This is a genomic window from Burkholderia humptydooensis, assembly GCF_001513745.1.
In the GTDB taxonomy this organism is placed as follows: domain Bacteria; phylum Pseudomonadota; class Gammaproteobacteria; order Burkholderiales; family Burkholderiaceae; genus Burkholderia; species Burkholderia humptydooensis.
Genome location: NZ_CP013380.1, coordinates 1,419,867 through 1,438,277, shown reverse-complemented (window position 1 = coordinate 1,438,277; position 18,411 = coordinate 1,419,867). Strand labels below are relative to the sequence as shown.

The following is an 18,411-nucleotide window of genomic DNA, read 5'->3' as shown; positions in this document are numbered from 1 at the left end:
TGCCGGCGGCGCGACTCGCGCGCGCCTTCACCGGTCGGGCCGGATCGCTCCGGATTCGGTCGCGCCGAGCGGGCCGCGCGAACCGTTCGGCCGAAGACGGATCGATCGTCTCCGGACGTCCGGCCGCGCGCGCCCCCGACGGCGACCATCAAGCAGAAGCCGCCGCTTCGCGCCGGCGGCCGCATGCATTCGCTCACGTCGCCATTTATTTCGCCTCCTTCAGCACGCCCGCGTCGGCGAGCCGCGCCTGCGTCGCCGCGTCGATGCCGAGCGCGTCGAGCACCGCGCGCGTGTCGCGGCCGAGCGTCGGCGGCGCGCTGCGGTACGTCGCGGGCGTGCGCGACAGCCTGATCGGCGACGCGGCGCCGCGGTAGCGCCCCATCTCGACGACGAGCCCGCGATGCAGCGTGTGCGGATCGCGCACGACGGCATCGACCGTGCGCACCGGCCCGCACGGCACGCCCTCGGCCATCAGCTCGCGCGCGAGCGTTTCGCAGTCGCGATCGGCGAGCCGCGCTTCGAGGCTCGCCTTCAGCTCCGCGCGATGCGCGCAGCGGCTGCGGTTGTCGACGAAACGCGGATCGCTCGCGAGCGCGGGCACGCCGAGGTGCGCGCAGAGACGCGCGAATTGCCGGTCGTTGCCGACCGCGAGGAAGATCGGCGCGCTCGCGGTGCGGTAGCTGTCGTACGGCGCGATGTTCGGATGCGCGTTGCCGCTGCGCGCGGGCGTGCGCCCCGAGCCGAACCAGTTCGGCAGATGCGGATGCAGGAGCGACACGCCGCAGTCGTACAGCGCGATGTCGACCGACTGGCCGACGCCGCTCGTCTCGCGCCCGGCGAGCGCGAGCAGGATGCCGGCGAGCGCGTTCAGGCCCGTCACCATGTCGACGATCGGCAGGCCGATGCGGGTCGCGTCGCCGTCGGCGTCGCCGTTCACGCTCATGAGGCCCGCCATCGCCTGGATCACCGCGTCGTAACCGGGCAGCCCGCCGAGCGGGCCGTCGGCGCCGAAGCCCGTGATCGCGCAATGGACGAGGCGCGGAAAGCGCGGCCGCAAATCCCGCCCGTAGTCCATCCCCCAGCGCGCGAGCGTGCCGGGCTTGAAGTTCTCGACGAGCACGTCCGCGTCCTCGAGCAGCCGCCAGAGGATCGCGCGGCCTTCGTCGCGCGACAGGTCGAGCGCGATCCCTTCCTTGTTGCGGTTCACGCCGGTGAAGTACCACGCGTCGTCGTCGAAGAACGGCGGGCCCCAGCCGCGCGTTTCGTCGCCCGCGGGCGGCTCGATCTTGATCACGCGCGCGCCGTGGTCCGCGAGCGCCTGCGTGCAGTACGGGCCGCCGAGGACGCGGCTCAGGTCGATCACCTTGAGCCCCGCGAGCGCGCCATGACGGGCGGGCTCGGTCGTTATCGCGTTGCCCCGGACGGCCGGGTTCGGGCGGCGCGCGGTGTTCGCGGTGCTTGCGGTGTGCGCAGCATCGGCGATTGTCGTCTCCGACGATTCGCGCCGCGCGGACGATGCACAAAGTGCGCTCGCCGGCTGCGACGAATCCGTGGCGCTCCCTGCCTCGCCGGCAACACCGGACGCGCATGCCGAATCGGGCGCACGCGCGGCGGCACACCCGATCTCCCATCCGCTTGAAGACGGAAATCGCTTCGAGACATCGCCGCTCATGCCGCCTCTCCTGACGGCTCGCCGAGCAGCCGCAGCGCATCGTCGAGCGCGACGGGCCGATCGCGCAGCAACGCTGCCAGCGCGCCGGCGTCCGCATCGGCATCGGCACCTGGCAGCGCGAGCGGATCGACGGGCGACAGCTTGTGGCGCAGCACGAGATGCGCGAGCGCGAGCCGCCGATGGTCGGGCGCGAGGCGCATCCCTTCGCTCGCGAGCAGGATCGCGGTCGTCGCGTGATAGAGCGCGGACGCCGCCTGCCGCACGAACGCATCGTCGCCCGTCTGCGCGACGTGCGCGATCGCGTCGCTCGCGCGATCGAGCGCGCGGTGCAGACGCGCCGCGCTCGCGCCGGGCAGCCGCGCCGCGTCGAGCGTGTCGAGCAGGAACGCGCGCAGCGGCGAGAGCGCGCCTTCGCGCTTGACCGCCCGCGCGACGTCGAGCGCGACGATGTTGCTCGTGCCCTCCCAGATCGAGCCGAGATGCGCGTCGCGCAGCACGCGCGCGTCGCTCCATTCCTCGATGTAGCCGGTGCCGCCGCGCACCTCCATCGCGTCGCCGGCGACGCGGCGCGCGTCGCGGCACGCGCGGAACTTGATGAGCGGCGTCAGTATCCGCACGCAGCCGGCCGCCTGCGCGTCGCCCTCGTCGGCTTTCGCGAGCAGCAGCGCGATCTGCATGAAGAGCGAGCGTGCCTGCTCGGTCGGCACGAGCATCTTGACGAGTTGCCGCTGCATCAGCGGCATGTCGATCAGCTTGCGGCCGAACGCTTCGCGATGGCGCGCGACGTGCAGCGCCTCCGTCGTCGCGCGACGCATCAGCCCCGCCGCGCGCACGCCGTTCGACAGACGCGACATGTTGATCATGTCGGCCATCTGATGGAAGCCGCGGCCGATCTCGCCGATCAGATACGCCTGCGCCCCTTCGAGCGCGATCTCGCCGCTCGCCATCGAGCGGCTGCCGAGCTTGTCCTTCAGACGCACGATCCGATAGCGATTGCGCGAACCGTCGGCAAGCGTCTTCGGCAACAGGAACAACGCGAGCCCCTTGACGCCGTCAGGCGCGCCCTCGGGGCGCGCGAGCACCATTGCGAGATCGGCGTCCGCGTTCGAGCAGAACCATTTGTCGCCGAACAGACGCCAGATCGCCGAGCCGTCGGCGGACGTATCGCGCACCGCGCGCGTTGCGATCCGGCCGACGTCGGAACCCGCCGCCTGCTCGGTCATGAACATCGCGCCCTGGTACAGCACGTCGAAATCGCGCGACGCGAGCCGCGGCAGGAAACGCCCGACGAGCTCGCGCGAACCGAAGCGGCGCAGCGTGCGCGTCAGCGAGTCGGTCATGCTGACGGGACAGCAGAGGCCGAATTCGGCCTGCACGAACAGGAACGTCAACGCATACTTGACGAGCGGCGGCGGCGCATCGTCGCGATGGCTCATCGCGGCGAGCCCGAGCTCCGAATACGCGACGCGCTCGAGCGCGACATAGTCCGGATGCTTGTCGATCGTCTCGAGCGCCTCGCCGCGACGCGTGCGCGGCTGAAGCACGGGCGGATTCCGATCGGCGCGCGACGCGAGGCGATCGAGCTCGTCCGACGCGCGCAGCCCGAGCGTGCGCAGTTCCGGCTCGAGGTCGCGAAAGCGCGCTTCGCCGAGATGGAGCCGCACCAGCGCCGCGCAATCGGGGTCGTTCGTGAAGAAGTTGATGCCCCGCGAGTCGGGAATGTTCGCCGCGCCCGCCGCGGGCGCGTTCACTTCGACGATTTCTTTCATCATGTTCATCGCTTGTCTCCTGGTTCGACGAGCGTAGGACCGCGATCGATAATCGTCCAATACAGGATTTATCCAGTACGATAAGCAGCATTTATCGATCGCCTCGAACGGAAACGGGATGGACCTGAAGCAATTGCGCTACTTCGTCGCCGTCGCGGAGGAACTGCATTTCGGCCGCGCGGCGAAACGGCTGTTCATCTCGCAGCCGGCCCTGAGCTTCGACATCCGCAAGTTCGAGGACGAGCTCGGCGTGCAGTTGTTCGCGCGCACGAGCAAGTCGGTCACGCTGACGAATGCGGGCGAAGTGCTGCTCGGCGAGGCGCGCCGGCTGCTGCTGCAGGCGCAGGAGGCGCAACGTCTGACGATTCGGTCGGCGTCGGGGCTCGCGGGGAGACTCAAGATCGGCTTCGTCAATTCGATGCTGTATCGCGGGCTGCCGTCCGCGGTGCGGCGCTTCGAGGCGGACTATCCGAATGTCGAAGTCGTGCTGAAGGAGATGAACACGCACGAGCAGGTGCAGGCGATCCTGCGCGCGCAGATCGACGTCGGCTACGCGCACTGGGGCACGTTCCCGCCCGAGATCGCGGCCGACGCGATTTTCTCCGAGCCGTTCCTCTGCTGCCTGCCCGCCGCGCACCGGCTTGCGCGACGAAAGCGCGTCGATCTCGCGACGCTTGCGCACGAGCCGTTCATCCTGTTCCCGCGCGACGCGGCGCCTCACTATCACGACCTCATCATCGCGCAGTGCGTGAGCGCGGGCTTCAGCCCGCAGATCCGGCACGAAGCGCGCCTGTGGCAGACGGTGCTGACGATGGTCGAGTTCGAGATGGGGGTGGCGCTCGTGCCGAGCGTGCTGCGCCAGGTGCGCAGCGAACGGCTGCGCTACCTGCCGCTCGCCGGCGATGCGCTCGAATCGCACACGTTGCGGCTGCGCCGGGCGAACGAGCGGGAGCCCGTTGCGGAGCGCTTCGGCGAATATCTGGACGACGAGATCCGGCGGCTTCGCGGCATGGCGAAGTGACGGCGCGCGGCGGCGCTGAAAAAGTTCTGGATAAAAGTGCGCGATTGCCGGTAGAATCACGGCCCTGGTCGCGCGATGCGCGACCGGCACCCGCCAGATGAGTTATGTCGAAAAAGTGCTTTACGAAGTGGAAAAGCTCTGACATAATTCAAGGCTCTTTGGGCGGTTAGCTCAGCGGTAGAGCACTGCCTTCACACGGCAGGGGTCACTGGTTCGATCCCAGTACCGCCCACCAAAGACACCAAGCGTAGCCGCTGGCAGCGTTTCAAAGCCTGGTTCAGGCAGATCCTCAACGGACACCCCGAACCAGCATTCAGTTGATAAGCAAAAGAGCCCCGCACTTGCGGGGCTTTTTTTTCGCACCCAACGCCCCACCGACCCCACCAGTTGCCAGCCCATCGCGCGCTATGGCATCCTGCCCGGGCTTCCAAATACAAAAATCCGAGGGAAATCAAATGTCTATAGCCTGCACGGGAACAGCGTTCTACCAAGCTTTCAAGCAAAACATGGAGGCGCTCGGCCTTGATGTGCCGTCGAGCTGGTACGGCACCCAAACCACCCTGCTTACACGCGTCGGCGCACTCGTCGCAGCAGTTGACCGGCTCGGCCGAAATGCAACGCTTGCGGAACTGATCGGCGCAACCACTTTGCCGGAGAAGCTGCTAGCGGCCAGCGGAATCTATGCATCGTGGTATGTCGGCGCGGCCGTCGGCAGCCTCATGGTCGCCACCGGCAAATATGCGCAATGCGGCAGCTCGACTGACATCTCGCGAGCCGTCCAACGATTCCAGTTCGAGGCGGCAATCCGCGTTCCGAGCACCCTGCTGTTTCACCTGCAGACTCACCCGGAAATCTTCGATGACAACGCGACGAACCGCCTTATGTATGCGCGCCGCGGCCTGTCGACCAAGCAACCCGAATTCGCGAAATGACCATGAAGACCCGTTCCCGTGAGTGGTGGATTGATCGCGCTGCGCTACTCGGCGTCGCAGTTCTATGCGCGGGCCTCGCATGGCTGTTTTCAATCGGCGCCGGCAAGTGGAGCACCCTTATCCTGGCGACCGTCGTTTTCGTCGCCCTGCTTTTGGACAATCACCGACTTCGAAAAGAGCTGAAACGGTATCGAGACAAGTAGCACCGACCAAGCCGCCTTACTCAACCGGCAAGAGCAGTTGTACCGCCGCGTGCCCCATATGCGTATCGCTCCGTCACCGTGATCGACGCGCGCGCACCCGACGCCACCCACCCTGCATCACGCGAAGCCCAACTGCTTCGCCGTCGCGTCGATCGCGCGCTTCGCCTTCTCGACGATCTCGTCGATTTCGGGCTTCGAGACCACGAGCGGCGGCGACAGCAGCATCCGGTCGCCCGTCGCGCGCATGATCAGGTTGCCGTTGAAGCAGTAGTCGCGGCAGATCGTGCCGACTTCGCCGCCGTTCTCGAAGCGCTTGCGCGCGCCCGGCTCGCGCGCGAGCTGGATGCCCGCGACGAGCCCCGCGCCCGCGATCTCGCCGACGATCGGATGGTTCGCGAACGTCTCGCGCAGCAACTGCTGGAAGTAGGGGCCGGTATCGGTCTTCACGCGCTCGACGATCCGTTCGTCGCGCAGCACCTTCAGATTCGCAACGGCCACCGCCGCCGCAACCGGATGCCCCGAGTACGTCATCCCGTGGTTGAACTCGCCGTGCGCGATCAGCGCGTCGGCGATCCGGTCCGACAGCGCGACGGCCCCCATCGGCACGTAGCCGCTCGTCAGGCCCTTGGCGAGCGTCATCAGATCCGGCTCGAAGCCGAAGTGCCGATGCGCGAACCATTCGCCGGTGCGCCCGAAGCCGCCGATCACTTCGTCCGCGACGAGCAGCACGTCGTACTGGCGGCAGATCCGCTCGATCTCGGGCCAGTACGTCGACGGCGGGAAGATCACGCCGCCCGCGCCCTGGAACGGCTCGCCGATGAACGCCGCGACGTTCTCCGCGCCGAGCTCGAGGATCTTCGCTTCGAGCTGCCGCGCACGTTCGAGCCCGAACGCCTCGGGCGTCTGTCCCTCGCCCGCTTCGCCGAAGTAATAAGGCTGATCGATGTGGACGACGTGCTCGACCTTCGACGGCATCTGCTCGTGCATGTAGCTCATGCCGCCGAGCGTCGCGCCCGCGATCGTCGAGCCGTGATAGCCGTTGCTGCGCGAGATCACGAACTTCTTCTGCGGGCGGTTCTGCGTGCGCCAGTACTGATGCGCGATGCGCAGCACCGTGTCGTTGCCCTCGGAGCCGCTGTTGCAATAGAAGAAGCGGTTGAACGCCGGCGGCGCGATTTCCGCGAGCAGCGCGGACAGCTCGATGACGGGCGGATGCGTGGTCTTGAAGAACGTGTTGTAGAACGGCAGCTCGCGCAACTGGCGGCTGCCGGCCTCGATCAGCTCGTCGCGGCCGTAGCCGACGTTCACGCACCAGAGGCCGGCCATGCCGTCGATGATCCTGTTGCCGTCGGAATCCCACAGATAGACGCCTTCGGCCCTCACGATCACGCGGCTGCCCGCGCGATTGAGCGAGCCCATGTCCGAGAACGGGTGAATGTGGTGCGCGGCGTCGAGCGCGCGGTATTCGGCGCTCGTGCGGCGCTGTCGCGACGCGCTCGCGTGCAGCGGTTCTACAGAGGCGATGTCTTCGGTTCGATACGTCACTTTGATCTCCTTAATGCGGCGTGCGCACGCACGCTCAAACGTGCAGCAGCAGGTGCTTGCGCTCCCACGAGCTGATCACGCGGAAAAATGCTTCGTACTCCGTTTCCTTCAACGCGAGGTAGGCCATCACGAACTTCTCGCCTAGCATCTCGGCGAGCGGCGCGCACGCGCTCATCAGCGTGAGCCCCTCCTCGAGATTGCGCGGCAACTGATACGGCAGGCTGTAGCCGTCGCTCGCGATCGGCTCGGTCGGCTCGAGCGCCTGCGTGATGCCGAGGTAGCCCGCCGCGAGCGTGCCCGCGATCGCGAGATACGGGTTGCAGTCGACGCCCGGAATCCGGTTCTCGATCCGCCGCGCGGCGGGCGCCGAATGCGGAATCCGGAAGCCGACCGTGCGGTTGTCGTAGCCCCACTGCACGTTGATCGGCGCGGCCATGAAGCGCGAGAGCCGCCGATACGAGTTGATGTACGGCGCGAAGATCGGCATCAGCGCGGGCGTGTACTTCTGCAGGCCGGCAAGATAGCTGCGGAACATCGGCGTCGCGTCGCCGCTCGCGCCGATGAAGAGATTGCGGCCCGTCTCGATGTCGACGACGCTCTGATGAATGTGCATCGCCGAGCCCGGCTCGTTTTCCATCGGCTTCGCCATGAACGTCGCGTACATGTTGTGGCGCAGCGCCGCTTCGCGCACCGTGCGCTTGAACAGGAACACCTGGTCGGCGAGCGACAGCGCGTCGCCGTGCAGGAAGTTGATCTCCATCTGCGCGGCGCCGACTTCGTGAATCAGCGTGTCGATGTCGAGGCCCTGCAGTTCGCAGTATTCATAGATGTCCTCGAAGAGCGGATCGAACTCGTTGACGGCTTCGATCGAGTACGACTGCCGCCCCGTCTCCGCGCGCCCCGTGCGCCCGACGGGCGGCCGCAGCGGCAGGTCCGGGTCCTTGTTCATGTCGACGAGATAGAACTCGAGCTCCGGCGCGACGACGGGCTTCCATCCCTTTGCGCGATACAGGTCGAGCACGCGGCGCAGCACGTAGCGCGGCGAGATCTCGACGGGCGAGCCGTCGAAATGCACGCAATCGTGAATCACCTGCGCGGTCGGATCGACCGCCCACGGAATCAGGCAAATCGTCGACGCGTCGGCGACGCACACCATGTCGGGATCGGTCACGCCCGTGAGCGTGCCGTCCTCCGGGTAGTCGCCGGTGACGGTCTGCACCATCACCGCCTGCGGCAGGCGCATCGATTCGCCGGTTTCGAACTTGTTGCGCGGAATGATCTTGCCGCGCGCGATGCCCGCCATGTCGGGGATGATCGCTTCCACTTCGGTGATCCGGTGCTGCCTCAGAAAATCATCGATGTCTTGCATGTGAGCCTCTCTTCGATAAGCTTCGACGGCCGTCACGCGCGCAGCGCGCGTGCGGCCGTCCTGCGTCTTCGGGCGCGGCACGCCGCGCCGAACGCCGCAAAGATTTCTCGCGACAGCGGATTGCCGTCGAATCGCCATTCGGGATGCCATTGCACGCCGAGCGCGAACGCGCGCGCGTCGCGCACGCCGATCGCCTCGACGAGCCCGTCGGGCGCGCGCGCCTCGACGGTCAGCCCGTCGCCGAGCCGCTCGATGCCTTGTGCATGCAGCGAATTGACGTCGACGGTCCCGGCCCCCGCGAGCCGATGCAGCAGGCCGCCCGGCACGAGCCGGACCGGATGCGCGGGGCCGTACTGCGTGTCGACCGACGCCAGCAGGTCCTCGCGATGATCGGCGTGGCCGCCCGACGCGTGCACCGCCTGATGCAGCGTGCCGCCGTACGCGACGTTCAGCTCCTGCATCCCGCGGCAGATCGCGAGCACGGGCACGCCGGCGTCGATCGCGGCGCGCACGAGCGGCAGCGTCGTCGCGTCGCGCGCCGCGTCGTGCAGCGTGCCGGGCGCGCTCGCCGGGCCACCGTAGCGCGCGGGCTCCACGTTCGAATAGCTGCCCGTCAGCAGCAGGCCGTCGACGAGCGCAAGCAACTCGTCCGCGCGCTGCCGCTCGCCGAGCGCGGGCAGCACGATCGCGAGCGCATGTGCGCCGTCGACGACGGCATTCAGGTACTTCTCGCCCGCGACGTGCGCGACATGCAGGCCGATCGTCTTGCGATCCGCGCAGACGCCGACGACAGGCCGCTGCCCGGCGTCGAGGTGTTCATTCATCACGATTCCTCCATTCGACACGCGCGACGAACGCATGCACGGCGCGCGACGAGGCGTCGGCGGGACTTCGCACCATGCAACGGCGCGCGGTAACGACGAACCAGCGGACGACCCGGCGAGCGACGAAAAGAGGCGCTAGGGCAACAGCGACGCGATGCCGTCGTCGTGCACCGCCATGTAGGCGCGCGCGGCGATCACGTTGTGGCGGCGCACGGAGCGCCGGGACACGGAGGGGAAGATGGACAGGCTTCGGCTGGCGAGATGCTTGCCGCAGCCGTCGGCGGCGGCATCGACGGCGTGCGCAAGACTCGCGCGCCGACTTCGATCCCGTCCGACCAAGGGGCCTTGGACTCTCACGATCACACTCGACTGACTGTTTAAAGTATTGAACGCGGCAAGCGGCGATGCGACTTCGCATGCGCCGCCGCTCGGCCAGCCGGTCGATCGTCGCGAACGTCGCAGCAGCCCGTTCGCGAGTGGCGGCAACGTCGACGGACGCCGCCGCGATCGATGTGACGGCTAGCTGACAATCAGCTTATCGTAACTGGAAACGCCGTCAATTCGGTTTCAACATTACGAAGCCAGGGTTTTCCCTGAACCCTCGGCTCAAGCGTTGCTTAAAATATTCGACGATCGGTGCCGGCACATGCGCGTATTGCGCGGCATCGGCGCGAGGCTCGATCGGAATCCGAACAATGATCGGTTGATACGCTCGCTTCCCGCAACGCACATGCGAATCGCGAACGAAACATGCGTCCGTTGCGTTCGTTTCAAATCGGTCGCGAAAGCGCGGTCCTCACGAGCGCCTCGAGCAGCGTCGCGATCCGTTGCGCCTTTGCTTCGTCATACGAATAAGGCCGCGCTTCGTCCATGTAGGTCGCCTGCACGAGTTCGAGCTGCACCGCCTGCACGCCCTGCTCCGGCGCGCCGTAGTGGCGCGTGATGTAGCCGCCCTTGAAGCGCCCGTTCGCGATCGACGTGTAGCCGCCGTGCCTGTCGACGAGCGCGGCCAGCTTGTCGGCGAGACCGGGCGCGGCGCTCGCGCCGTTCGACGTGCCGAAGTTGAAGTCCGGCAGCCGGCCGTCGAAAAAGCGCGGCACGTGCGAGCGGATCGAGTGCGCTTCCCACAGCAGCACGCGGCCGTGCGCGTCCTTCAGCCGCTGCAGCTCGCCCGCGAGCGCATCGTGATACGGCGCCCAGTAGCGCGCGCGGCGGCGCGCGATCTCGGTGACGGTCGGCTCGCTGCCGTGCGCGTACAGCGGCGCCTTGTCGAACGTATCGACAGGCACGAGGCCCGTCGTGTCCTGGCCCGGGTAGAGATTCGCATCATCGGGCGGACGGTTCAGGTCGACGACATAGCGCGCGTGCGACGGCACGAGCACCGACGCGCCGAGCCTCTTCGCGAAATCGTACAGACGCTCGAGATGCCAGTCGCAATCGTCGACGTGGCGCGCGACGGGCGTCATCGTCGCGGCGATGTCATCGGGAATGTGAGTGCCCGCGTGCGGTATCGACACGAGCAGCGGCAGCGTGCCGCGATGCAGCGTGAATACCGGCGGATGCGATGCGGTGTTCATGATCGTTCGACCTCGTTGATGATGCGGCGAGCCGCACGGCTCGCCGGCCATTCTTGCGGCGCACGCGGCGGCGGGCCGCCGCGCCGGATGCCGAACCTATCCTAACCGCGTTGCGAAGCGTCCGCGTTGCCGCCCCTTCGTAGCGCCCTGCGTTCGCGCAACGCGGCCGCGCTTTAGCTCAATAGCTGCGCAAGCGCCGCGCGGTATCCGGCATACGCCGCCTCTTCGTCACGATGCCGGCGCGCGCTCACCACCTGCTCGCCGCCGACGTACACGTCGAGCACCGGCGTGTCGCCATGCTCGGCGAACACCGCGCCCGACAGCCACGTGTCGCTGCCGTGCTCGGCGATCGACGGATGCGCGGGATCGAGCACGATCCAGTCGGCGCGCCGGCCTGCCTCGAGCGCGCCGACGGGGCGCCCGGCCGCGCGCGCGCCGCCCGCGAGCGACGCGGCGAACAGGCGGTCCGCCACGCGCGGCTGCGCCGCATCGGCAAGCACGTTGCGCTCGCGCCGCGCGAGCCGCTGCCCGTATTCGAAGAGCCGCAGCTCGGCGCGCCAGTCGACGCTCGCGTGGCTGTCCGAGCCGATGCCGATCGCGCCGCCCGCCGCGAGATAGTCGACCGCCGGAAAAATGCCGTCGCCGAGGTTCGCCTCGGTCGTCGGACACAGGCCCGCGATCGCGCCGCTGCGCGCGAGCGCGTGCGTCTCGGCGGCGTCGAGATGCGTCGCATGGACGAGACACCAGCGCGCGTTCACGTCGAAGCGGTCGATGAGCCACTGCACCGGCCGCGCGCCGTGCGCGCGCACGCAATCGTCGACTTCCGCGGTCTGCTCGGCGATGTGGATGTGCACCGGCGCGTCGGCCGGCAGCGCGCCGACCAGTTCGCGCAGCCCGCTCTCCGACACCGCGCGCAGCGAATGCGGCGCGATTCCGTAGCGCAGCCCGCCGTGCTCGGGCAGTTCGCCGCGCAGCGCGCCGAGAAGCGCGAGCAGCGCGTCCGGCGTGTTGATGAAGCGGCGCTGGTCGTCGCGCGGCGCACGCTCGCCGAAGCCGCTGTACTGATACGCGACGGGCAGCATCGTGATGCCGATGCCCGCGTCGCGCGCCGCGCCGACGACGCGCGCCGCCAGTTCCGCGAGCCGCGGATAGCGCGTGCCGTCCGGCGCGTGATGCACGTAATGGAATTCGCACACCGACGTGTAGCCGCTTTTCAGCATCTCGACATAGAGCCAGCGCGCGACCGCGGCGAGCGCGTCGGGCGTGATCTTCAGCGCGAAGCGGTACATCAGGTCGCGCCAGCTCCAGAACGTGTCGGACGGATTCGCGCGATATTCGGTGAGCCCCGCCATCGCGCGCTGGAACGCGTGCGAATGCAGGTTCGGCATGCCGGGCAAGAGCGGCCCGCTCGCGCGCGCGACGCGCGCGGGCGCCGCCGCGTTCGCGCTCACGTCGACGAGCGCGCCCGTCGCATCCCAGCGCAGCAGCACGTCGCGCTGCCAGCCGCCGGGCAGATACGCATGCTCGGCAAACAACATCGATTCGATCATCGTCATGCTCGTCTTCCGGTCAGCGCACTTCGCGCGCGAACACCGTCACGCCGCCCTTCACGACCCGCTCGCACAGCGGCCGGCCGAACCAGTACGCGAGCTCCGCGAGCGTCGATACCGCCCACACCGCGAAGTCCGCCTGCCGCCCCGGCGCGAGCGAGCCGTGCCGGTCGCCTGCGCCGAGCGCCGCCGCCGCATGGCGCGTGACGCCGAGCAGCGCCTCCTGCGCCGTCAGCTTGAAGAGCGTGCAGCCCATGTTCATCGTCAGCAGCAGCGACGTGAGCGGCGAGGTGCCCGGATTGTGGTCGGTCGCGAGCGCGATCGGCACGCCGTGGCGGCGCAGCAGATCGATCGGCGGCAGCTTCGTCTCGCGAATGAAGTAGTACGCGCCCGGCAGCAGCACGGCCGTCGTGCCCGATGCGCGCATCGCCGCGACGCCCGCCTCGTCCAGATATTCGAGATGATCGGCCGACAGCGCGCGATAACGCGCGGCGAGCGCGGCGCCGCCGCCATTTGACAATTGTTCCGCGTGCATCTTGACGGGCAGCCCGCGCCGCGCGGCCGCCTCGAACACGCGCTCGCTCTGCGCGAGCGTGAAGCCGATCCGTTCGCAGAACACGTCGACCGCGTCGACGAGCCCTTCGTCGGCGAGCGCGGGCAGCATCCGCTCGCAGACCTCGTCGACGTATTCGTCCGCGCGGCCCGCGTATTCCGGCGGCAGCGCGTGCGCGCCGAGGAACGTCGTGTAGACGCTCACCGGAAAGCGCTCGCCGAGCTGCCGCGCGACGCGCAGCATCCGGCGCTCGCTCGCGAGCTCGAGCCCGTAGCCGGACTTGATCTCGATCGCGGTCACGCCCTCGGCGAGAAGCGGCCGCAGCCGCGCGGCCGCCTGCTCGACGAGCGTCGCCTCGCTCGCGTCGCGCGTCGCGCGCACGGTCGACACGATCCCGCCGCCGCGCTGCGCGATCTCTTCGTAGCTCGCGCCCGCCAGGCGCTGCGCGAACTCGTCCGCGCGCTGGCCGCCGTAGACGAGGTGCGTATGGCAGTCGACGAGGCCGGGCGTCACCCATGCGCCGCGCAGGTCCTCGCGCGACCAGTGCACGTAGCCGGCCGGCACGTCGCTCGCGCGCCCGGTCCACGCGATCGTGCCGTCGCCGTTCACCGCGATCGCCGCGTCCGCGATCGTGTCGTTCGGGTCGCCGTGCGCGCACAGCTTCAGGTTGTGCCAGAGAGTCGATTTCATCCGCTCGAGCCTTGTGCATTGTCTTGAAGAAGCGTCACGCCGACCGCGAGGAGCGCGCCGTCGCCGCGAACCGCGCACCGCAGCTCGCCGTTCGCGGGCGCTGGCGCGTCGATGCGCAGCGTGTCGAACGCACCCAGCGCGACGCTCGCGCCGCCGCCGAGGTCGACGACGGGCGCGCCGCTCGCGCAGAACAGCAGCACGGTGTCCGCGCGCAGCGCGTGCGCCGCGCCGCCGCGCCATACGTCGACGCCGCCGCGCGCGGCGTCGCGCCGGATCATCAGATTGAAGTCGCGCGTCGGGCCGTCGTGCAGCTCGGCCGCGATCGCCGCCTCGCCCGCGAACGCGGCGCGATCGAGCGGCGCGCGCAGCGCGTGCCGCGCGCCGTCCGCGCCGACGAGCGTCATCCCCGCGCCCGCGAGCAGCACGAGCGTGCGGTCGACGCCGGGAAAGCGCGAGAACGGCCCCGGCTCCGCGACGTCCGCGACGCTCACGCGCCACGCGAACGCGTCGAGCGCGCCGTGGCCGGCGCCCTCGCGCGGCGGATGCGCGGCGATCTCGCGCGTCACCCCGCCGCCGTTCTTCCACGGCGACGCAACGAGCGCGTCCGCGCGGATCAGCGTCGCGCGCATCGGGGACGGCGCGGCCCGCATCAGCGTCCGAGCATCGGCAGCTTCAGGCCCGCTTCCTTCGCGGTGCGCTGCGCGAGCTCGTAGCCGGCGTCCGCGTGACGCATCACGCCCGTGGCCGGATCGTTGAACAGCACGCGGCCAAGGCGCTCGTGCGCGGCATCGGTGCCATCGGCGACGATCACGACGCCCGCATGCTGCGAGAAGCCCATGCCGACGCCGCCGCCGTGATGCAGCGACACCCACGACGCACCGCCCGCCGTGTTCAGCAGCGCGTTCAGCAGCGGCCAGTCGCTCACGGCATCCGAGCCGTCCTTCATCGCCTCCGTCTCGCGGTTCGGGCTCGCGACCGAGCCGGTGTCGAGGTGGTCGCGGCCGATCACGACCGGCGCCTTCAGCTCGCCGTTCCTCACCATCTCGTTGAACGCCTGGCCGAGGCGATAGCGATCCTTCACGCCGACCCAGCAGATCCGCGCGGGCAGCCCCTGGAACGCGATCCGCTCGCGCGCCATGTCGAGCCAGTTGTGCAGGTGCGCATCGTCGGGGATCAGTTCCTTGACCTTCGCATCGGTCTTGTAGATGTCCTCCGGATCGCCCGACAGCGCGACCCAGCGGAACGGCCCCTTGCCTTCGCAAAACAGCGGCCGGATGTACGCGGGCACGAAGCCCGGGAAGTCGAACGCGTTCTCGACGCCCATTTCCAGCGCCATCTGGCGGATGTTGTTGCCGTAGTCGAGCGTCGCCGCGCCGCGCGCCTGCAGCGTCAGCATCGCGCGCACCTGCGCCGCCATCGACTGCTTCGCCGCGCGCACGATGCTCTGCGGATCGACCTTCTGCGCCTCGCGCCACTGCTCGACGCTCCAGCCCTGCGGCAGGTAGCCGTTGATCGGATCGTGCGCGCTCGTCTGGTCGGTCACGCAGTCCGGCGTGATGCCGCGCGCGACGATCTCCGCGAACACGTCGGCCGCGTTGCCGAGGAGGCCCACCGACACCGGCTTGCCCGCGCGCTTCGCCTCGTCGATCATCGCGAGCGCTTCATCGAGCGTCTTCGCCTTCCTGTCGACGTAGCGCGTCTTCAGGCGGAAGTCGATCCGCGATTCGTCGCACTCGACCGCGATCATCGAGAAGCCCGCCATCGTCGCCGCGAGCGGCTGCGCGCCGCCCATGCCGCCGAGCCCGCCCGTCAGGATCCAGCGGCCCGCCGGATCGCCGTTGAAGTGCTGGTTCGCGACCGCGAAGAACGTCTCGTAGGTGCCCTGCACGATCCCCTGGCTGCCGATGTAGATCCAGCTACCCGCCGTCATCTGGCCGTACATCATCAGGCCCTTGCGGTCGAGCTCGTTGAAGTGGTCCCACGTCGCCCAGTGCGGCACGAGGTTCGAGTTCGCGATCAGCACGCGCGGCGCGTTCTCGTGCGTGCGGAACACCCCGACCGGCTTGCCCGATTGCACGAGCAGCGTCTCGTCGCCGTTCAGGTCTTTCAGCGACGCGAGGATCTGGTCGAAGCAGTCCCAGTTGCGCGCCGCGCGGCCGATGCCGCCGTAGACGACGAGCGCGTGCGGATGCTCGGCGACCTCCGGATCGAGATTGTTCTGGATCATCCGGTACGCGGCCTCGGCGAGCCAGTTCTTGCAGGTCTTCTCGCTGCCGCGCGGCGCTCGGATCACGCGGGTCGGATCGAGGCGCGGATCGATGTGTTTCGGGTGGTTCATCGCAACTGCTCCCGGAAAAGGATGTGAAGGTTCGTCAAGCGTTCAGAAATGGCCGGTGAAGCGATAGCGGCTGCCCGGATGCCAGAGGTTCGCGACCGAGGCGACGACGCCCTGCGACCACGTGCGCCGATGCAGCACGAGGCACGGTTCGGCTTCGCTCATCTCCAGCTCCTCGCGCATCGCGCGATCGGGCATCGCCGCCTCGATCCGGTACTCGACGCGCTGCAGCGGCGCGACACGCGTCAGGTACTGGTTCGGCGTGATCGCCGAGAAATCCTGCTCCGCGTAATCCGCGGCGACGGCCGGATTGACCCAGCGTTCCTCGAGCTGCACGGGCTCGTCGTTCTCGTAGTGCAGCATCACCGAGCGGAAGAGCCTCGTGTGGAGCGGCACCTGCATTTCGTCGGCGAGCGCCTCGTCGGCCTTCATCGTGACGAGGTCGAGCACGCGCGCATGATGCTTGTGGCCGCGCGCGGCGACTTCGTCGGAGATGCTGCGGATCGCGACGAGCGTCGATTCGTATTTCGGCCGCGCGACGAACGTGCCCGCCCCCTGGATGCGCGTGAGCACCTGCTCGGCCGTCAGCTCGCGCAGCGCGCGGTTGACGGTCATCCGCGCGACCTTGAACTCGCGCGCGAGCTCGTTCTCGGACGGCACCTGATCGCCTTCCGCCCATTCGCCGGCGTGAATGCGCGCGAGGATGAAGTCCTTGATTTCCTGATAGGCGGGTGTGCTCATCGTCTTATTGTTCCGATTCGAACGACAGCGGGCTCAGCGTCGCGAACGCGCGCTCGCGCACGCGCCGCGCGATCACCGCGATGTCGGGCGCGAAGTAATGGTCGAGATCGTAGTGCGCGACGTCCGCGCGGATCGTCTTCATCGCGTGCCGCAGCGCCGGGCTCGTTTCGTGCGGCGCGCGCAGGTCGACGCCCTGCGCGGCGGCGAGCAGCTCGATCGCGAGAATGTTCGCGACGTTCTCCGCGATGTCCGCGAGCTTGCGCGCGGCGAACGTCGCCATCGACACGTGGTCTTCCTGGTTCGCCGACGTCGGCAGCGAATCGACCGACGCCGGATGCGCGAGCGTCTTGTTCTCCGACGCGAGCGCGGCGGCCGTCACGTGCGCGATCATGAAGCCCGAGTTCACGCCGCCGTCCTTCACGAGGAAAGGCGGCAGGCCGGAGAGCGTCGCGTCGATCAGGAGCGCGATGCGGCGCTCGGCGAGCGCGCCGATCTCGGCCACCGCGATCGCGAGATTGTCGGCCGCGAACGCGACGGGCTCCGCGTGGAAGTTGCCGCCCGACAGCACCTCGCCCGTGTCCGGGAAGATCAGCGGGTTGTCCGACACCGCGTTCGCTTCGACGAGCAGCACGCCGGCCGCGTGGCGGATCTGGTCGAGGCACGCGCCCATCACCTGCGGCTGGCAGCGCAGGCTGTACGGGTCCTGCACCTTGCCGCAGTCGCGGTGCGACACGTTGATCGCCGAGCCGTCGAGGAGCGACCGGTACGCGGCGGCCGCGTCGATCTGGCCGCGATGGCCGCGCAGCTCGTGGATGCGCGCATCGAACGGCTTCACCGAGCCCGCCGCCGCGTCGACCGACAGCGCGCCCGACACGAGCGCCGTGCGGTACAGGTCTTCGATCGCGAACAGGTTGTCGAGCGCGAGCGCGGTCGACGCCTGCGTGCCGTTCAGGAGCGCGAGGCCCTCCTTCGCTTCGAGCGTGAGCGGCGCAAGGCCCGCGACGCGCAGCCCGTCCGTCGCGCTCGCGCGCTCGCCGCGGATGAACACGTCGCCGATGCCGAGCAGCACCGCCGACATGTGCGCGAGCGGCGAGAGATCGCCCGATGCGCCGACCGAGCCCTTGACCGGGATGAGCGGCAGCACGTCGGCGTTGAACAGCTTGACGAGCGCGTCCATCACGACGCGGCGGATGCCCGAGTGGCCGCGGCCGAGGCTCGACAGCTTGAGCGCCATCAGGAGGCGCACGGCGGGGCGCGCCATCGGCTCGCCGACGCCCACCGCATGCGACAGCACCAGGTTCTTCTGCAGCAGCTCGAGCTGATCGTGCGGGATGTGCGTGCTCGCGAGGCGTCCGAAGCCCGTGTTGATGCCGTACGCCGGCTCGCCCTTCGCGGCGATGTCGGCGACGGCCTGCGCACCCCGGTCGATCGCGGCGAAGCTCGCGGGGTCGAGCGCGATCTGCACGTTCTCGCGGGCGATCCGGCGCAGTTGCGGGAGAGTCAGGCGGCCTGGGGTCAGCGTGATCATGAAGGGGTCCTGTCTATACAAGTTTTCGGAATGAGACGAGTGTAGTGATTCGATGTTGTATAGACAACTTGTTTTTCAAAAACCGGGGCTAGGAGTTTCCCC

Annotated in this window: 16 protein-coding genes and 1 tRNA gene; 4 read left to right on the top strand and 13 right to left on the bottom strand. The window is 68.7% G+C overall.

Annotated elements, in window-relative coordinates:
* Positions 1–205: 205 nt before the first annotated feature.
* Complete coding sequence (locus AQ610_RS06650; protein WP_009913006.1) at positions 206–1,672, bottom strand: CaiB/BaiF CoA transferase family protein; 1,467 nt, start codon at positions 1,670–1,672, stop codon at positions 206–208.
* On the bottom strand, positions 1,669–3,450 hold the full coding sequence (locus AQ610_RS06645) for an acyl-CoA dehydrogenase family protein (RefSeq protein ID WP_009913007.1): 1,782 nt from the start codon (positions 3,448–3,450) through the stop codon (positions 1,669–1,671). The genes AQ610_RS06650 and AQ610_RS06645 overlap by 4 nt, the downstream gene beginning before the upstream one ends.
* Before the next feature lie 109 nt (positions 3,451–3,559).
* On the opposite strand from AQ610_RS06645, the gene AQ610_RS06640 reads away from it, so the two are divergent.
* The 4 genes from AQ610_RS06640 (at position 3,560) to AQ610_RS06625 (ending at position 5,597) form a co-directional block, all read left to right on the top strand.
* Positions 3,560–4,462: a LysR family transcriptional regulator gene (locus AQ610_RS06640; protein ID WP_006025911.1), complete on the top strand. Its 903-nt coding sequence runs from the start codon at positions 3,560–3,562 to the stop codon at positions 4,460–4,462.
* 160 nt (positions 4,463–4,622) lie between these two features.
* Positions 4,623–4,697 (top strand) — tRNA-Val (locus AQ610_RS06635).
* 220 nt (positions 4,698–4,917) lie between these two features.
* Positions 4,918–5,394 carry a hypothetical protein gene (locus AQ610_RS06630; protein WP_009913008.1) on the top strand — a complete coding sequence of 159 codons (477 nt, stop codon included), beginning with the start codon at positions 4,918–4,920 and terminating at the stop codon, positions 5,392–5,394.
* Positions 5,391–5,597, top strand: coding sequence for a DMT family transporter (locus tag AQ610_RS06625; protein ID WP_009913009.1), 207 nt, complete (start codon positions 5,391–5,393; stop codon positions 5,595–5,597). Before AQ610_RS06630 ends, AQ610_RS06625 begins: the two co-directional genes overlap by 4 nt.
* Before the next feature lie 117 nt (positions 5,598–5,714).
* Here the strand turns inward: AQ610_RS06625 and AQ610_RS06620 are convergent, their stop codons facing one another.
* The 11 genes from AQ610_RS06620 to hutH all read right to left on the bottom strand — a co-directional run bounded on the left by AQ610_RS06620 (position 5,715) and on the right by hutH (position 18,309).
* Entirely contained in the window at positions 5,715–7,142 is a 1,428-nt protein-coding gene (locus AQ610_RS06620; RefSeq protein ID WP_045554831.1) for an aspartate aminotransferase family protein, read from the bottom strand.
* Between the two features lie 34 nt (positions 7,143–7,176).
* Positions 7,177–8,511, bottom strand: a complete 1,335-nt coding sequence (locus AQ610_RS06615; protein WP_006025907.1) for a glutamine synthetase family protein — start codon at positions 8,509–8,511, stop codon at positions 7,177–7,179.
* A 32-nt stretch (positions 8,512–8,543) separates the two neighbouring features.
* A complete protein-coding gene (locus tag AQ610_RS06610; RefSeq protein WP_015601557.1) occupies positions 8,544–9,335 on the bottom strand; it encodes a gamma-glutamyl-gamma-aminobutyrate hydrolase family protein in 792 nt (263 codons plus the stop codon).
* 135 nt (positions 9,336–9,470) lie between these two features.
* Positions 9,471–9,674 (bottom strand): hypothetical protein, encoded by a 204-nt coding sequence (locus AQ610_RS38070; protein WP_006025905.1) that lies wholly within the window; start codon positions 9,672–9,674, stop codon positions 9,471–9,473.
* Positions 9,675–10,105: 431 nt separating this feature from the next.
* Entirely contained in the window at positions 10,106–10,912 is an 807-nt protein-coding gene (hutG, locus tag AQ610_RS06600) for an N-formylglutamate deformylase (RefSeq protein ID WP_009913019.1), read from the bottom strand.
* Positions 10,913–11,085: 173 nt separating this feature from the next.
* Complete coding sequence (locus tag AQ610_RS06595; protein ID WP_006025903.1) at positions 11,086–12,468, bottom strand: formimidoylglutamate deiminase; 1,383 nt, start codon at positions 12,466–12,468, stop codon at positions 11,086–11,088.
* A gap of 13 nt (positions 12,469–12,481) precedes the next feature.
* Positions 12,482–13,705, bottom strand: a complete 1,224-nt coding sequence (gene hutI, locus AQ610_RS06590) for an imidazolonepropionase (RefSeq protein WP_006025902.1) — start codon at positions 13,703–13,705, stop codon at positions 12,482–12,484.
* A complete protein-coding gene (locus AQ610_RS06585) occupies positions 13,702–14,355 on the bottom strand; it encodes a HutD/Ves family protein (protein ID WP_043282407.1) in 654 nt (217 codons plus the stop codon). Before AQ610_RS06585 ends, hutI begins: the two co-directional genes overlap by 4 nt.
* Entirely contained in the window at positions 14,355–16,043 is a 1,689-nt protein-coding gene (gene hutU, locus AQ610_RS06580) for a urocanate hydratase (RefSeq protein ID WP_045554830.1), read from the bottom strand. The genes AQ610_RS06585 and hutU overlap by 1 nt, the downstream gene beginning before the upstream one ends.
* 42 nt (positions 16,044–16,085) lie before the next feature.
* Positions 16,086–16,781, bottom strand: coding sequence for a histidine utilization transcriptional repressor HutC (hutC, locus tag AQ610_RS06575; RefSeq protein WP_006025899.1), 696 nt, complete (start codon positions 16,779–16,781; stop codon positions 16,086–16,088).
* Positions 16,782–16,785: 4 nt separating this feature from the next.
* Positions 16,786–18,309, bottom strand: a complete 1,524-nt coding sequence (gene hutH, locus AQ610_RS06570) for a histidine ammonia-lyase (RefSeq protein WP_009913032.1) — start codon at positions 18,307–18,309, stop codon at positions 16,786–16,788.
* Between the last annotated feature and the right edge of the window lie 102 nt (positions 18,310–18,411).